12 protein-coding genes are annotated in these 13,876 nt (G+C 69.1%); 9 read left to right on the forward strand and 3 right to left on the reverse strand.

Translation table 11 applies throughout. From position 1 onward, the window contains the following. Positions 1-105: 105 nt before the first annotated feature. The 9 genes from AC1DBN_RS15300 to AC1DBN_RS15340 all read left to right on the forward strand — a co-directional run bounded on the left by AC1DBN_RS15300 (position 106) and on the right by AC1DBN_RS15340 (position 10,370). Positions 106-597, forward strand: a complete 492-nt coding sequence (locus AC1DBN_RS15300) for a hypothetical protein (protein WP_477723577.1) — start codon at positions 106-108, stop codon at positions 595-597. 14 nt (positions 598-611) lie between these two features. Next, complete coding sequence (msrB, locus tag AC1DBN_RS15305; RefSeq protein WP_477723578.1) at positions 612-1,160, forward strand: peptide-methionine (R)-S-oxide reductase MsrB; 549 nt, start codon at positions 612-614, stop codon at positions 1,158-1,160. A 236-nt stretch (positions 1,161-1,396) separates the two neighbouring features. After that, entirely contained in the window at positions 1,397-2,761 is a 1,365-nt protein-coding gene (locus tag AC1DBN_RS15310) for a DUF6421 family protein (RefSeq protein ID WP_477723579.1), read from the forward strand. Beyond that, positions 2,758-3,492, forward strand: coding sequence for an SDR family oxidoreductase (locus tag AC1DBN_RS15315; RefSeq protein ID WP_314213375.1), 735 nt, complete (start codon positions 2,758-2,760; stop codon positions 3,490-3,492). The genes AC1DBN_RS15310 and AC1DBN_RS15315 overlap by 4 nt, the downstream gene beginning before the upstream one ends. A gap of 74 nt (positions 3,493-3,566) precedes the next feature. Beyond that, positions 3,567-4,664, forward strand: coding sequence for a threonine aldolase family protein (locus AC1DBN_RS15320; RefSeq protein ID WP_477723592.1), 1,098 nt, complete (start codon positions 3,567-3,569; stop codon positions 4,662-4,664). A 55-nt stretch (positions 4,665-4,719) separates the two neighbouring features. After that, positions 4,720-5,370 carry a DUF3000 domain-containing protein gene (locus AC1DBN_RS15325; RefSeq protein ID WP_091719612.1) on the forward strand — a complete coding sequence of 217 codons (651 nt, stop codon included), beginning with the start codon at positions 4,720-4,722 and terminating at the stop codon, positions 5,368-5,370. 70 nt (positions 5,371-5,440) lie between these two features. Further along, complete coding sequence (locus AC1DBN_RS15330; protein ID WP_477723580.1) at positions 5,441-6,772, forward strand: HRDC domain-containing protein; 1,332 nt, start codon at positions 5,441-5,443, stop codon at positions 6,770-6,772. A 128-nt stretch (positions 6,773-6,900) separates the two neighbouring features. Beyond that, complete coding sequence (locus AC1DBN_RS15335; protein WP_091719609.1) at positions 6,901-8,196, forward strand: thiolase family protein; 1,296 nt, start codon at positions 6,901-6,903, stop codon at positions 8,194-8,196. Continuing rightward, positions 8,193-10,370 carry a 3-hydroxyacyl-CoA dehydrogenase NAD-binding domain-containing protein gene (locus AC1DBN_RS15340; RefSeq protein WP_477723581.1) on the forward strand — a complete coding sequence of 726 codons (2,178 nt, stop codon included), beginning with the start codon at positions 8,193-8,195 and terminating at the stop codon, positions 10,368-10,370. The genes AC1DBN_RS15335 and AC1DBN_RS15340 overlap by 4 nt, the downstream gene beginning before the upstream one ends. Positions 10,371-10,392: 22 nt before the next feature. On the opposite strand, the gene AC1DBN_RS15345 is transcribed toward AC1DBN_RS15340, so the two are convergent. From AC1DBN_RS15345 to AC1DBN_RS15355, 3 genes are read right to left on the reverse strand one after another with little or no spacing between them, the layout of a single operon-like run. Beyond that, positions 10,393-12,117: an ABC transporter ATP-binding protein gene (locus tag AC1DBN_RS15345; RefSeq protein ID WP_314213380.1), complete on the reverse strand. Its 1,725-nt coding sequence runs from the start codon at positions 12,115-12,117 to the stop codon at positions 10,393-10,395. Next, positions 12,114-12,863: an energy-coupling factor transporter transmembrane component T gene (locus AC1DBN_RS15350; RefSeq protein ID WP_314213381.1), complete on the reverse strand. Its 750-nt coding sequence runs from the start codon at positions 12,861-12,863 to the stop codon at positions 12,114-12,116. Before AC1DBN_RS15350 ends, AC1DBN_RS15345 begins: the two co-directional genes overlap by 4 nt. 12 nt (positions 12,864-12,875) lie before the next feature. Beyond that, on the reverse strand, positions 12,876-13,718 hold the full coding sequence (locus tag AC1DBN_RS15355) for an ECF transporter S component (protein ID WP_314213382.1): 843 nt from the start codon (positions 13,716-13,718) through the stop codon (positions 12,876-12,878). Positions 13,719-13,876: the final 158 nt, after the last annotated feature.

Genomic DNA, 13,876 nt, shown 5'->3' on the forward strand with positions numbered 1-13,876 from the left:
GCATTCCGGTGAGGGCGGGTCCTGTGTGGACCGGTCCCCCGTACACCGTGACAGCCCCGTGTACAGGTGAGTGCGGCTCCCCACGCACAGGGCTAGGCTAAGGCCATGAGCGAACCCATCGTCATCCTGACCGAAGCGCCACTGGGGGCGGACGACCGCCTGAACATCGAACGCCTGGTGGACGGAGCAGACTCCCGGCTGCTGGTCCTTGTGCCGGCCAACACCGAACGGCACCTGCTGGTGGATTTCCTCGAACACCTCTCCCTCCTGGAAATTGCCGCGGCCTTCCGCGAACTGACCTCCCGCGCGCCGGACCCCGCCGAGGAACGCGCGCACGCCACGGAGACCCTGTCAGCCTCACTTGCCGCCCTGGAAGGACTGGGCGCCGGAGTGGACGGTGAAGTGGTGGACGGCGGTGCCGTCAACGGACTGGTGGCCAGGGTTAGGGACACCGGCGCCACGCAGGCAGTGGTGATCACGCGGCCACACGCTGTGTCCGATACCTTCCACACCGACTGGGCGAACAAGGCCCAGGACCAGCTCGGCATCCCCGTCCTGCACCTGTACGCAGGATCGGGATTTATCGGCGACTCCTAGGCGTTGACCACAACATGAGTATCTTCGGAAACAACATTTTCGGAAACAAGGCCACCCACGCTGTCGCGGACCCGGCAGCCGATTCCCACGGCACCGGCGGGGAGGACGGCGCGGCCGCCGTGCAGAAGTCCGACGCGCAGTGGCGCGAGGAACTGACGCCCGAGGAGTACCGCGTCCTCCGGCAGGCTGGGACCGAGCGCCCGTACACCGGCGAGTACTGGGACACCCACACTGCGGGCGTGTACCAGTGCCGGGCCTGCGGGACCGAACTGTTCACCAGCAACGAGAAGTTCGATTCGCACTGCGGCTGGCCGTCTTTCTGGGCCCCGCTGGCCGAGGGCACGGTCCGCTACATCCACGACCGCACCATGGGGATGGACCGCGTGGAGGTCCGCTGCGGCGCCTGCGATTCGCACCTGGGCCACGTGTTCGACGGCGAGGGCTACGGTACTCCCACGGACCAGCGCTACTGCATCAACTCCGTGTCGCTGCGGCTCGTCCCGAAGGACGGGGCAGAGGCGGCGGACGGCACGGTGCGGACGGACGGTACTGCGGCGGGCTGATTCAGCAGCCAGTGCCGGCGGGCGGGCGCGGCAGTCAGCCCTGCCGGGTCCGCCCGCCGGTCCGTTCACAGGGCGCGCCCAGAACCACGATCCCCCAGCGCAGGGCGGGCTCAACGCGCAGAGCACGGAGCTGAGAAATAGTCTTTCTTAGCCTCAACCGCTTTTCAGATTAGTTCTGCTTGTTGCTTGCTACGCTCCGAAGAGAGAAGCAAGCAACGCCCAGAAAGGCAGCGACGATGACTGAAACCCTCACCGCCGTCCCCCGGATTTCCGCGGACAACCAGGACTGGATCCGCCTCCGGACCGCAGCGTCAGCCCTCCAGGGCCTGCAGGCGGCGGACGGCTCCGTGCCGGACGTGGCCAGCCACAGCACGGCGGCACTGCACGTTGACAGCATCGTGGACGCCGTGCGGGCCCTTGCCCCGGCCTTCCCGCACGATGCCGCCTACCTTGACGCGGTCTGCGCCGACTTCACGGCCTGGGTGGCCGGCGGGTTCGCCGTTCCGGACTTCCTCTCGTCGCTGCTGTCCTTCCAGCCCCAGGAACTCCGGCAGGACGGCCTCCAGCACCTGGTGGTCTTCCCCATGTACACCCAGAACGGCAGCAGCAGCCGGCTGGTGGAGGCCGTGCTGATCGAGGTCATCTGGCCCGAGTTCATCGCCGGCCTGGAGGCAGGCGACTACTCCAACAAACTGTTTGTTCCCATCCGGTTCGTCGACTTCACCGCAGGCTACGACACCAACTCAGCGGTCCTCTTCCCGGAAACCGTGGCCGTCAGCACCACCCCCACCTTCACCTGGGGTGCCATCTTTGCCGACCGCGAAGCCGCGCGCTTCCGGCGCGTGCTCAAGGCCGCTGCTGAGACCACCCGCCTGGAACTGCCCGAGGGCGCCGCTGAGCTGCTGGCCGACCAGGACCTGACCGAGGCCACCTTCGTCATGTGGGACCTGATCCACGACCGGACCCACATGCGCGGCGACCTGCCCTTCGATCCGTTCATGATCAAGCAGCGCATGCCCTTCTTCCTGTACTCGCTGGAAGAACTCCGCTGCGACCTCACAGCCTTCCGGGAATCCGTGCGCATCGAGAAGGACGACGACGCCGATCCTGAAGCCCGCCGGCACGCCAAACTGGTGCAGTACGCCGTCATCTTCGACCGGATCTTCCGCTTCGCCATCACCGGGAGCCGCGTCCGCAACTACGACGGCCTGGGTGGCCAACTGCTGTTCGCGTGGCTGCACCAGCAGCACGTCCTGCACTGGACCGATACCCGGCTCACCATCGACTGGGACGGGGTGCCGGACGCCGTCATGGCGCTCGGGGCACGGATTGACGACCTCTACTGGCGCTCGATCGACCGGCCCAAGACCGCCCACTGGCTGGCAGCCTACGAGCTCATCTCCGGCACGGTCACGCCTAACCCCGCGTCCGTCTGGGCAAAGGGCCCGGACGCCCTCCCCCTGTCCGGTGCCCCGCGGGGCCTGACCGATCAGGTGCTGGACGATGAATTCCCGCTGTCCATGTTCTACGAGGCGTTGGAGAAGAAGATGCGCCCTGTCATCGAGTCCACCGCAGGCATCACCGGCAGCTCGGCGCTGTGAGGGGAACCGCCGGCACGCTTCCGGCACTCACCGTCCTCGTCACAGGCGGCAGCGGAGCCTCCGGCGTAGCGGTCGCCCGTGCCCTCCACATGGCCGGGCACCGGGTCATCACGGTGGGTTCCGACCAGCAGCGGATCGAGGCAGCAGCACAACAGGCGGGCGACGGCGTCACGCACCTCACGTGCGACCTCGCCAGCCTCGACGACGTCAGGCAGCTCCGCGGCGACGTCGCGCTCCAGGCCGGGACCGTGGACGCCGTCATCCACCTGGTGGGCGGATGGCGGGGTGCGCAGGGAATCCCCGATCAATCCGACGAGGACTGGGATTTCCTCGAGCGGGGAGCCGTCACGACGCTGCGCAACATCACCCGGGTGTTCTTTGACGACATTGCCGCCTCCCCGCACGGCAGGTTCGCCATGATCTCCTCCACTGCCGTGGAAAAGCCGGCGGCCGGCGTGGCCAACTACGTGGCCGCCAAGGCTGCAGCCGAGGCGTGGACCATGGCCGTGGCGGACGGTTTCCGCCGCACAGCCGCGGCCGACGGCGGCGGGCAGGCTGCCGCCGTCGTCCTCGTTGTGAAGTCCCTCGTGGACGACGGACTGCGCCGCAGCCACCCGGAGCGGACGTTCCCGGGAGCCACGGACGTGGCCGAACTCGCGGAAGCGGTGGTGGGGCTGTTCGACGCCCCGGCGGCCGATCTGAACGGCACCCGGGTCCGGCTGGCTCCGTGACCCGGCAGCGCCCCACCGCACAGGGGCACCCCACCGCTGCAAGCCATACATAGACTGGGAATGTGAGCAAAGGCATGACAACCACAGCAGAGACCGGTGCGGCCCTTCGGCTGCACGACCCCAACGTGCGGGGCTTCGCCTCGGACAACTACTCCGGCGTCCACCCGGAGATCCTGGCGGCGCTTGCCGCAGCCAACGAAGGCCACCAGGTGTCCTACGGCGAGGACGACTACACCTCCCGGCTTCACGGGGTCATGGAGGAGCACTTCGGGCCGGGCATCGAATGCTTCCCCGTGTTCAACGGAACCGGGGCGAACGTCCTCTCGCTGCAGTCCCTGCTCCCCCGCTGGGGAGCCGTGGTGTGCGCCTCCACCGCCCACATCAACATGGACGAAAACGGGGCACCGGAACGCATCGGCGGCATGAAGCTGCTGCAGGTCCCCACCCCGGACGGGAAGCTGACTCCGGAGCTGATCGACCGGGAGGCATGGGGCTGGGGTGACGAGCACCGCGCACAGCCGCTGGCCGTGTCCATCACCCAGACCACCGAACTGGGCACCTGCTACACACCGGAGGAAGTGCGCGCCATCGCCGACCATGTCCACGCGAAGGGCATGAAGCTGCACATGGACGGTGCCCGCCTGGCGAACGCCGCAGCCCACCTGCAGGTGCCGCTGCGTGTCTTCACCCGGGACGCCGGCGTCGACATCCTGTCCTTCGGCGGCACCAAGAACGGCCTGCTGTTTGGCGAGGTGGTGGTGGCGCTGAACCCCGAAGCCGCCCACGGCCTGGTGTACCTGCGCAAGATGAACATGCAGCTGGCATCCAAGATGCGCTTCATGTCCGCCCAGTTCATTGCCCTGCTGGAAGGTGGCCTCTGGTTACGCTCGGCCTCCCATGCCAACGCCATGGCTTCCAGGCTCCGCGCCGCCGTGGACACCATCGACGGCATCCGGCCCACCCAGAAGACAGAGTCCAACGGGGTGTTTGCCGTGCTCCCCGAAGGAGTGGCGGACCGGCTCCGTGCATCCTTCCGGTTCTATGACTGGGACGAAGCTGCCCGGGAAGTGCGCTGGATGTGTTCGTTCGACACCACCGAAGAGGACGTGGATTCGTTCATCGCCGCCATCCGCCACGAACTGCGCGACTACGACGGCGGGCAGGCCGGCTGAGGCGCACGGGACGGCGAGCCTCCCCGGACAGCACTGAAGGGTTGCGTAATCTGCCATGGTGAACGCACTTGACCAGGTTCCCCCGGATTTCCTCCATGCTCTGGGAACCCTCAGGAAAGCCCAGTGCCGCAAGGAACTCCACCTCGCGGAAATTCCCGCGCCGGCGCGCCTGGCACCCTTCGCCGTCGCCCTGGGCGCGGAAGTCATGGCCCAGGGCGCCGGGACCGCGGCACCTCCCCTGCACGGACCGGCCGCAATGGCCCTGGCCGCCGCCGGGACCGGGGAGGACAGCGACACGGAGCTCGCCACCGGGCGCTTCATCCTGCTGCACGATCCCGAAGGCTCGGCAGTGTGGGACGGGGAATTCAGGATCGTCACCTACATCCGTGCCGAGCTCGAACCGGATATGGGCAACGACGAGATGCTCGGAACGGTGGCCTGGACCTGGCTGGTGGAGGCACTGGAAAACCACGACGCGCCCTACCGGGCCGCCGGCGGGACCGCCACCCGGGTGCTGTCTGAAAGCTTCGGGACCCTCTCCGAACGGCCCGGAACCATTGATATTGAACTGCGGGCGTCCTGGACCCCCGCCACGCCGGATGTTACGGCGCACCTCGAAGCCTGGTCCGACATGGTGTGCACCTTCGCGGGACTCCCGCCCCTGCCCGACGGCGTCACGCCCCTGCCGCAGCGGCGCCGGAACTGACTCCCATGCAGCCCTGCCGGGAGCGTGCCAGCGGACCTTCGGCGCGCAGGACCGGTAAACTGGGGGCATCATGACCCCTAACAACCCGGAAAACACCACGGCCGGCGCTCCGGCTGCTGATACCGCACCCCATATCACCGTGGAGGGCTTCGACAGCCCCATCCCCGAAATCATCGAACTCGACGCACCCCGTGAGGGCGTCCCCCTGGTCATCGAGACCCAGGCCGGACTGGAACGCTGCGCAGCCGCCATCGCCGCAGGAACCGGACCGGCAGGGGTGGACGCGGAACGGGCCTCCGGGTTCCGCTACGGCCAGCGCGCCTTCCTGGTGCAGATCCGCCGCGAAGGCGCCGGCACCTGGCTGATCGATCCCGAGCCTTTTGATGACCTCGCCATCATTAACGACGCCCTCCGCGGCGTCGAGTGGATCCTGCACGCCGCAACCCAGGACCTTCCGTGCCTGTCGGAGCTGGGCATGTGGCCGGACAAGCTCTTCGACACGGAACTTGCTGCCCGCCTGGCCGGACTTCCCCGCGTGGGCCTTGCCGCGGTCATCGAACAGCTTCTCGGCTTCGGCCTGGCCAAGGAACACTCCGCCGCCGACTGGTCCACCCGCCCCCTCCCGGAACCGTGGCTGCGCTACGCAGCACTGGACGTCGAGGTCCTCAGCGAGCTGCGGGAAGAGCTGGTGGAACTGCTCCAGACCGACGGCAAGCTGGAATACGCCGAGCAGGAGTTTGCCGCGATCCTGGCAGCGGGCATCGCTCCGCCGCGTCTGGACCCGTGGCGGAAGACCTCCGGCCTGCACCAGATCAGGGACCGGCGCCAGCTGGCCGCCGTCAGGGAACTGTGGCTGGAACGCGACGCGCTGGCCCGCAAGCGCGATGTCGCACCGGGCCGGCTGATCCCGGACTCCGCGCTGGTGTCCGCTGCCAAGGCCATGCCCTCCACCGTTCCCCAGCTGCTGGGGACCAAGGGCTTCCATGGCCGGGCGGCGCAGCGCGAGGCGCCGCGCTGGCTCCGTTGCATCGCCGCCGCCCGGGACCTGGACGATCTTCCCCCGCTGCACCTGGCAACGAACGCCCCGCCGCCGCCCAGGGTCTGGGCCGAACGCGACCCCGAGGCTGCCGCGCGGCTCGCCACGGCCAGGCCGCTGCTTCAGGAGCGGGCCGACCAGCTGAACCTCCCGGTGGAAAACCTGCTCACGCCCGACTACCTTCGCCGGGTTGCCTGGCGCCCGCCGGCTGCGATGAGCGAGGAATCGGTGGCCTCGGAGCTTCGCGGACTCGGTGCGCGCGAGTGGCAGGTGGAGCTCACTGCCCCGCTTATCACCCGTGCCTTCCTGGATCCACAGCCGCTTCCGCCCAAAGAGCCGAAAGCCGCGGTCACCGCGGGAAGCTAGCCTTCCGGCGCCCCTTCCACACCGGCCTTGCAGCCTAAGTTACTCGCGAGTAACATCGGACGTACTGCCGCACACCCTGCCGTCCTCCGGCATGTGCGCGGCGCCTACGTCTCGATGAGGAGTTACACGTGAGCCACACCGGAAGCGGCGCCACCCGGCGCACTGTCCGCGACGTCGTCTTTATTGACGGCCTCCGCACGCCCTTCGGCCGGGCCGGTGAGAAGGGGATCCATGCCGGTACCCGCGCCGACGACCTGATCGTGAAGTGCATCCGCGAGCTGCTGCGCAGGAACCCCTCGCTGCCGCCCGAGCGGGTGGATGAGGTGGCCATCGCCGCCACCACCCAGACCGGCGACCAGGGCCTCACGCTGGGCAGGACCGCCGCGCTGCTGGCCGGACTGCCCCGCACCGTACCGGGCTTCGCCGTGGACCGCATGTGTGCCGGGGCCATGACCGCCGTAACGTCCACGGCCGGCGGCATCGGCTTCGGCGCCTACGACGTCGTCATCGCCGGCGGCGTGGAGCACATGGGCAACCACCCCATGGGCTCCGGCGCCGACCCGAACCCCCGGTTCATGTCCGAACGGCTGGTGGACCCTGCCGCCCTCAACATGGGCAACACCGCCGAGAACCTGCACGACCGCTTCCCCGCCATCACCAAGGAGCGCAGCGACGCCTACGCCGTGGCATCCCAGGACAAGCTGGCCGCAGCCTACCGCGAGGGCCGCATCCAGCCCGACCTGGTGCCGGTGGCAGGCCGGAAGCCGGGCCAGGGCTGGACCGTGCACAGCGTGGACGAACCGCCGCGCCCCGGGACCACCGCTACCGACCTCGCCGGACTCCGCACCCCCTTCCGCGCGCACGGCCGCGTGACCGCCGGCAATTCGGCGGGCCTCAATGACGGTGCCACTGCCGCCGTCCTGGCCTCGGGCGAAGCGGCGGCTGAGCTTGGCCTCCCCGTGAAGATGCGGCTGGTCAGCTACGCGTACGCCGGCGTGGAGCCTGAAGTCATGGGCATCGGCCCGGTCCCCGCCACCGAGAAAGCACTGCAGAACGCGGGCCTCACCATTGAAGACATCGGCCTCTTCGAGATTAACGAGGCCTTCGCGGTCCAGGTCCTGAGCTTCCTGGACCACTTCGGCATTCCCGACGACGACCCCCGGGTTAACCGCTACGGCGGCGCGATTGCCGTGGGCCACCCCCTCGCCTCCTCCGGTGTCCGGCTGATGACCCAGCTGGCCCGCCAGTTCGAAGAGGACCCTTCAGTGCGCTACGGCATCACCGCCATGTGCGTGGGACTCGGCATGGGCGGGACCGTTATCTGGGAAAACCCGCACCACGCCGATTACAGTGGCGGCACCGGCACCACAGGAACCGCAACCACCGCCCCGGCAGCAGTCCACACCGAAGGAGCCACAGCATGAGCGCCGCAGATTTCACCGGATTCGCCAGCCTGTTCCCCACCGAAACAGTCACGCATTCCTACGTGCAGGACATTCCGCTTCCCGCTGCCCCCGGCAAGGAAAGCCCCGGAACGTTTGCCCTGGTCACGCTCGACAACGGACTGGACCACAGCAAACCCACCACGCTGGGGCCCAACACCCTCGTGGAACTCGGCTCGGTGCTGGAAGGCTTGCGGGACCGGGCCGCCCGCGGTGAGATCGCCGGCGTCGGGGTTACCGGCAAGCCCTACTACCTCGTGGCCGGAGCCGACCTCTCTGCCGTGAAGTCGCTGGAGGAGCGCGAGCACGGACTCCACATGGCCCAACTGGGCCACGATGTATATGCAACGCTGGCCAACCTGGGCGTTCCCAGCTTCGCCTTCATCAACGGCACCGCCCTGGGCGGCGGACTGGAAATCGCACTGCAGTCCACCTACCGCACCGTATCCACCGGCGCCGGTGCCCTGGCCCTCCCCGAAGCCCTCCTGGGGCTGGTCCCGGGCTGGGGAGGCGTCTACCTGCTCCCCCGGCTGATCGGGCCCGAGAACGCCGTCAAGGTGATGATCGAGAACCCGCTCAGCAACAACCGGACCCTCAGCGGCCCGCAGGCCTTCGACCTTGGCATCGCGGATGCCCTGTTCGAACCCGCCGACTTCCTGGAGCAGTCCCTTGCGTGGGCCGCGAAAGTGATCTCCGGCGAGCTGGTTCCGGAACGCGCCAACGCCGTCGACCCCTCCCACCCGGACACCGCCGGACGCTGGGCCGCTGCGGTGGCTGCGGGCCGGAAGTTCGTGGAATCCAAGACGTCGAACGCGGCGCCCGCCCCGGCCAAGGTCCTGGAGCTGATGGAAGCCAACCGCACCATGAGCCAGGCTGAATCGGCAGCCCTCGAATGCGAGACACTGGCCGGGCTGATGCAGACCGATGAGTTCCGCGCCACCGTGTACGCCTTCCTGGACCTCGTCCAGAAACGGTCCAAGCGTCCCGCCGGTGCCCCTGACCGCAAACTCGCCCGCCCTGTCACCAAAGTCGGTGTGGTGGGAGCCGGCCTGATGGCCGGCCAGCTGGCGCTGCTGTTTGCCCGCCAGCTGAAGGTGCCGGTGGTACTGACCGACATTGACCAGGCCCGGGTGGACAAGGGCGTCGGCTACGTCCACGGCGAGGTGGACAAACTGCTGGCGAAGAAGCGGATCAGCGCGGACGCCGCCAACCGCACCAAGGCGCTGGTGTCCGGTTCAGTGTCCAAGGAAGCCTTTGCGGATGCTGATTTCGTGATCGAAGCGGTCTTTGAGGAACTCGGCGTCAAGAAGCAGGTGTTCGCGGAGTTGGAGGCCGTCGTTTCGGGAGACTGCATCCTGGCCACCAACACGTCGTCGCTCTCGGTGACGGCCATGGCCGAGGACCTGCAGCACCCGGAACGGCTGGTAGGGTTCCACTTCTTCAACCCGGTTGCCGTGATGCCGCTCCTGGAGATCGTCCGCGCCCCGCGGACCGATGACGCCGTCCTGGCCACCGCCTTCGAACTCGCAAAGACGTTGAAGAAGACCGGCGTGCTGGTCAAGGACGCCGCCGCCTTCGTGGTCAACCGGATCCTGCTGCGCCTGATGGGCGAGGTGACGGCCGCCTTCGATGAAGGGACACCGGCCGACGTGGCGGACAGTGCCCTGAAACCCATGGGGCTGCCGATGTCCCCCTTCACGCTGCTGGCCATGGTGGGCCTGCCGGTGGCCCAGCACGTTCAGGAGTCGCTGAACAGTGCCTTCGGCGACCGGTTCCCGGTCTCCGCCAACCTGCACAAACTGATCGACAACGGTGTGAAGGGCCTCTGGGAAACCGCGCCGGACGGTTCCGTTGCCATCCCGGACTCCACCCTGTCACTGATGTCTTTCGGTACCAGCCCCTCAACTGCCGGCCAGGTGCTGCGGCGCACACAGGACGCCCTGGCCGAAGAAATCGGCCTCATGCTGGACGAAGGAGTGGTGGCAGGGCCGGAGGACATCGACCTCTGCATGATCCTGGGCGCCGGGTGGCCCATGTTCCTGGGCGGCATCACGCCGTACCTCGACCGGGTGGGTGCCTCCGAAAGGGTCAACGGCAAGCGGTTCCTCCCGCCGGGCGTGGCGTCCGGCGTGGCCGCGGGTCCGGCCTCCAACTAAGTCTGCCGCAGCCGGCCGCCGCTCAGCACTCGGCGAGCCGGCCGCCGTCGAGCGCCACCAGGCGGTGGGCCGCCGTCCGTGCATAGTCCAGATCATGGGTGACCAGCACGACGGCGGCCCCCTCCGCGGCCGCGGAACGGACGGCTGCGTCCAGCACGGCCAGGCCGTCGCCGTCCAGTGCCACGGTGGGCTCATCCAGGGCGATGACCGAGGGCCTCCGGGCCAGGACGGTGGCCAGCGCCAGGAGCCGCTGGCCGGACGCGGACAGCTCGGCCGGGTGTCCGTGGGCGGCATGTTCGAGTCCGACCGCCGCCAGCGCGGCCGCAGCACGTTCGCCGGCCAGGGCGGTACCCACCAGGCGTTCCAGGCCAAAGCGGACCTCGCGCAGGAGCGTCCGTTCGAACAGCTGGTCACGGGGATGCTGGAAGAGCAAACCCACCTCAGCGGCCGTCTCCCCTACCGCACGCCGGGCGACGTCACTGCCGTTCACCAGCACGGAGCCGGCTGTCGGCTGCAGCAGCCCGTTTAAGTGCCGCAGGAGCGTCGACTTACCCGCTCCGTTGGGCCCCGTCACGGCAACGATCTCCCCCGGGTACACCGCCAGGTTGATGCCAGCCAGGACCAAGGGCTGCCGGGGTGGCGAAGGGACGTTCCTGCTGCGGGTCGGCCACCGGCCTTTGTTGCCGGCCCGGCGGGCCTCCGGACCGTAGCTGAAGGAGACGTCACGCAACTCGAGCGCCGCGTCCGCTCCGGCCGCCTTCCGCGGAGCCGCTGGAGTTGCGGCCGTGCCTGCGGCGGCTGAAACCTCCGCAGTGTCTGGAGAAGCCGGGCGGGCGGCTGTGGCGGGCGGCCGCATGGTCCGGGAAGGCAGCCGGGAGGCTCGGGCAGCTCCGGCGGCTCGGGCGGCTCGGGCAGCTCCGGCGGCTTGGGCAGCTCCGCCCACCCGACGGATTCCTGCAGGAACAAGGCCGGTCTCCGGGCCGAGGCTGGCAGGATCGCCGGCGGCCGCCATGGTCCCGTTAGCGAGCACCAGCCATTGGTCTGCCGCGAGCAGGAGCCCATCGATCACCTGGCTCAGGATCACGACGGCGGTTCCTGACGCCACGAGGTGCCGCACCAGGGCCGCCAGCTCCTGGGCCCCTGCCGCGTCCAGCGAGGCGAACGGCTCGTCCATGACCAGCACGGCGGGCCCGGAGATGACGGCGCAGCCAATGGCCAGGCGCCGCAGCTGCCCGCCGGAGAGCCTGGCAGGGTTTCGGTCGAGCAGCCCGGTGAGCCCCAGGAGGCCTGCCGTGCGGTCCACCGCGGCAACCATGGCCGCGCGGGGCACTCCTGCGTTCTCCAGCCCAAAGGCCAGTTCTTCGGCGACCGTCGCCCGGACAGTGGAAAGTGCCGCGGCCGCGTCCTGGGGGACGAAGCCCACCTGCCAGCCCCACGCGGCGGGGTCGATGCGCGGTTCAACCCGGTGGTGACTCTTTCCGTCACCGCCAGCCATTCCGCTACCGAAGTCCAGCCGCGTGCCTGCCAGCTCCAGGTAGCCAGCCAGGGTTCCTCCGCTTCCCGGCGTCAGCCACCCGGCCAGCAACCTTCCGAGGGTGGTCTTTCCGCTGCCGGACGCACCCAGTACCGCGGTCAGGGTGCCCGGCGCGGCGGCGAACCCGATCGTCTCCAGGACTGGCCCGCCGCCGTCGTGGAATGTGAAGCTCTGGATGCCGGCCTGCAGGACCGGACGGGATGAGAGGGTCACGCCCACCCCCCTGCTGCTGCGGCCCACAGGCGCAGGACGACTGCGGCAGCCGCTGCGAGCAACAGCACAGCCCGCAAGAGGCGCTGGGCGGTGGAGTCCGGGACGGTGCGGTAGCTGGTCCGCGGTCCGCTGCTGCTGAATCCACGCGCTTCCAGTGCAGCGGCGCGGGTACCGGCATCGTCCACCAGTGCCAGGACCAGCGGTACAGCATGCAGGCGGAACGCGGCCGCCCGATGGACCAGCCCCCTGCGGATCACCAGCCCGCGGGCTTCCTGGGCGGTGCGGATACGCTCCGCCTGTGCCGCGATGGCCGGTAGCAGGGTGAGCGTGGAGGCCACCACAAAGGCAAAGCGTCCGCGGACTCCCTTGGCATTCAGGGCAGCCACCAGGTCAGGGACGCTGACGCTGAAGGAGAAGGCAAGGAGCGCCAGGACGGCACCCCACACTTGCGCACCCCGCTGCAGGGCGAAGCCCAGCCCTTCGGCCGTGACCCGGGCAGGGCCCCACTCGGCCAGGACAGTGCGGCCCTCGGGATACGCCAGCCCGTGCACCATCAGCAGGGACAGCGTGAGCGGCACCAGTATTGCCGCAGCCGCCGGCAGCAACCGGCGGGCCGTGCCACCCGCGGCGGACACGGCGAGGGCACCCGCAACGACGGCGAGGGACAGCGGCCAGCTGCCTGCCGCCGTCGTGATCACTGCTGTGCTGCCGGCCGCGGCGAGGCCGGTCAGCGGGTGGACGCGCATGGGAAACGGGATTCAGGATGCGGGCGTGGAATCCTGTCCTGCTGCCTGTCCCGGCGCTTTTCCGGCCAGGACGTGGTGCCGGCGGACAAACGGGAACTGGAACCTGGTCCGGCGCGGCAGCGCGTACACCAGGATGGCCACCACGGTGAAGACGATGGCCTTGTCCATGGGGTCGGAGATGAGTGCCTGCTTGGTGATGGCGGCCAGCAGGGTGTCGCCCATCGAGCGGAAGGCGCTGACGATGGCGCCGGTTGCCACCCCGGAGGTGCCGCCGAAGACGAAGGCGGCCACCGGTGCCGAGACGACGCCGCCGATGATGCCGGTGGCGAAGCCGGCAACGGGGGCCAGGTAGAAACGGCGGAACAGGCCGTACCGGGCAGCAAGGCCGGCGAGGCAGCCGATCAGCGCAGCGCCCGCGGCGAAAGGCAGGACCGTGGGATTGAAGAAGGACCACACGATGCTGCTGAGTGCCCCGGTGGCCGCACCCGCGGCGGGACCGGCCAGGACGGCGATCAGGACAGTACCGATCGCGTCCAGGTAGAACGGCACCAGCGTGCTGCCGACGAACTGGCCCAGCACGATGTTCAGGACCAGGGCCACCGGAATCAGCACGACGGTGGACGCCGGCAGGCTGGGCAGCACGGCAACGATCAGCAGGATGGCACCCACCAGAAAGCCGGAGAGGGCAATCAGTGCCGACGCACTGCCGGGGCCGCCGGTGATGTCCGCGGGCTGGTTGAGGACCAGGAAGACGTAGGTGCCGGCAATGGCCAGGGCACCAAGGATTTCCAGGAGCCGGCGCCGGCGGGCAGCGGCGGGCGCCGGGGACGGCAGCGTCAGGGAGGGCGATGACATGAAGGTTCCTTTGGGGTGCGGCACGGACGGCACGAAAAACCGGGCCGTGCGGAGCGCCACCTATGTCACCTCGGCGGCAGGGGCCGGAATGAACCGGCAGACGGAACCAGTCTACCGGCGCTGCAGCGTGCCGGCAGGTGTCCTCCCTTAGACTGCGG

Source organism: Pseudarthrobacter sp. 10T415 (assembly GCF_056394175.1).

Bases quoted from the DNA above. Each gene is read 5' to 3' on its own strand.
- AC1DBN_RS15350 (WP_314213381.1), bottom strand. From the start codon at position 12,863: ATGCGCGTCCACCCGCTGACCGGCCTCGCCGCGGCCGGCAGCACAGCA.
- AC1DBN_RS15320 (WP_477723592.1), top strand. From the start codon at position 3,567: ATGACAACCACAGCAGAGACCGGTGCGGCCCTTCGGCTGCACGACCCC.
- AC1DBN_RS15355 (WP_314213382.1), bottom strand. From the start codon at position 13,718: ATGTCATCGCCCTCCCTGACGCTGCCGTCCCCGGCGCCCGCCGCTGCC.
- AC1DBN_RS15310 (WP_477723579.1), top strand. From the start codon at position 1,397: ATGACTGAAACCCTCACCGCCGTCCCCCGGATTTCCGCGGACAACCAG.
- AC1DBN_RS15340 (WP_477723581.1), top strand. From the start codon at position 8,193: ATGAGCGCCGCAGATTTCACCGGATTCGCCAGCCTGTTCCCCACCGAA.
- msrB (WP_477723578.1), top strand. From the start codon at position 612: ATGAGTATCTTCGGAAACAACATTTTCGGAAACAAGGCCACCCACGCT.
- AC1DBN_RS15330 (WP_477723580.1), top strand. From the start codon at position 5,441: ATGACCCCTAACAACCCGGAAAACACCACGGCCGGCGCTCCGGCTGCT.
- AC1DBN_RS15300 (WP_477723577.1), top strand. From the start codon at position 106: ATGAGCGAACCCATCGTCATCCTGACCGAAGCGCCACTGGGGGCGGAC.
- AC1DBN_RS15325 (WP_091719612.1), top strand. From the start codon at position 4,720: ATGGTGAACGCACTTGACCAGGTTCCCCCGGATTTCCTCCATGCTCTG.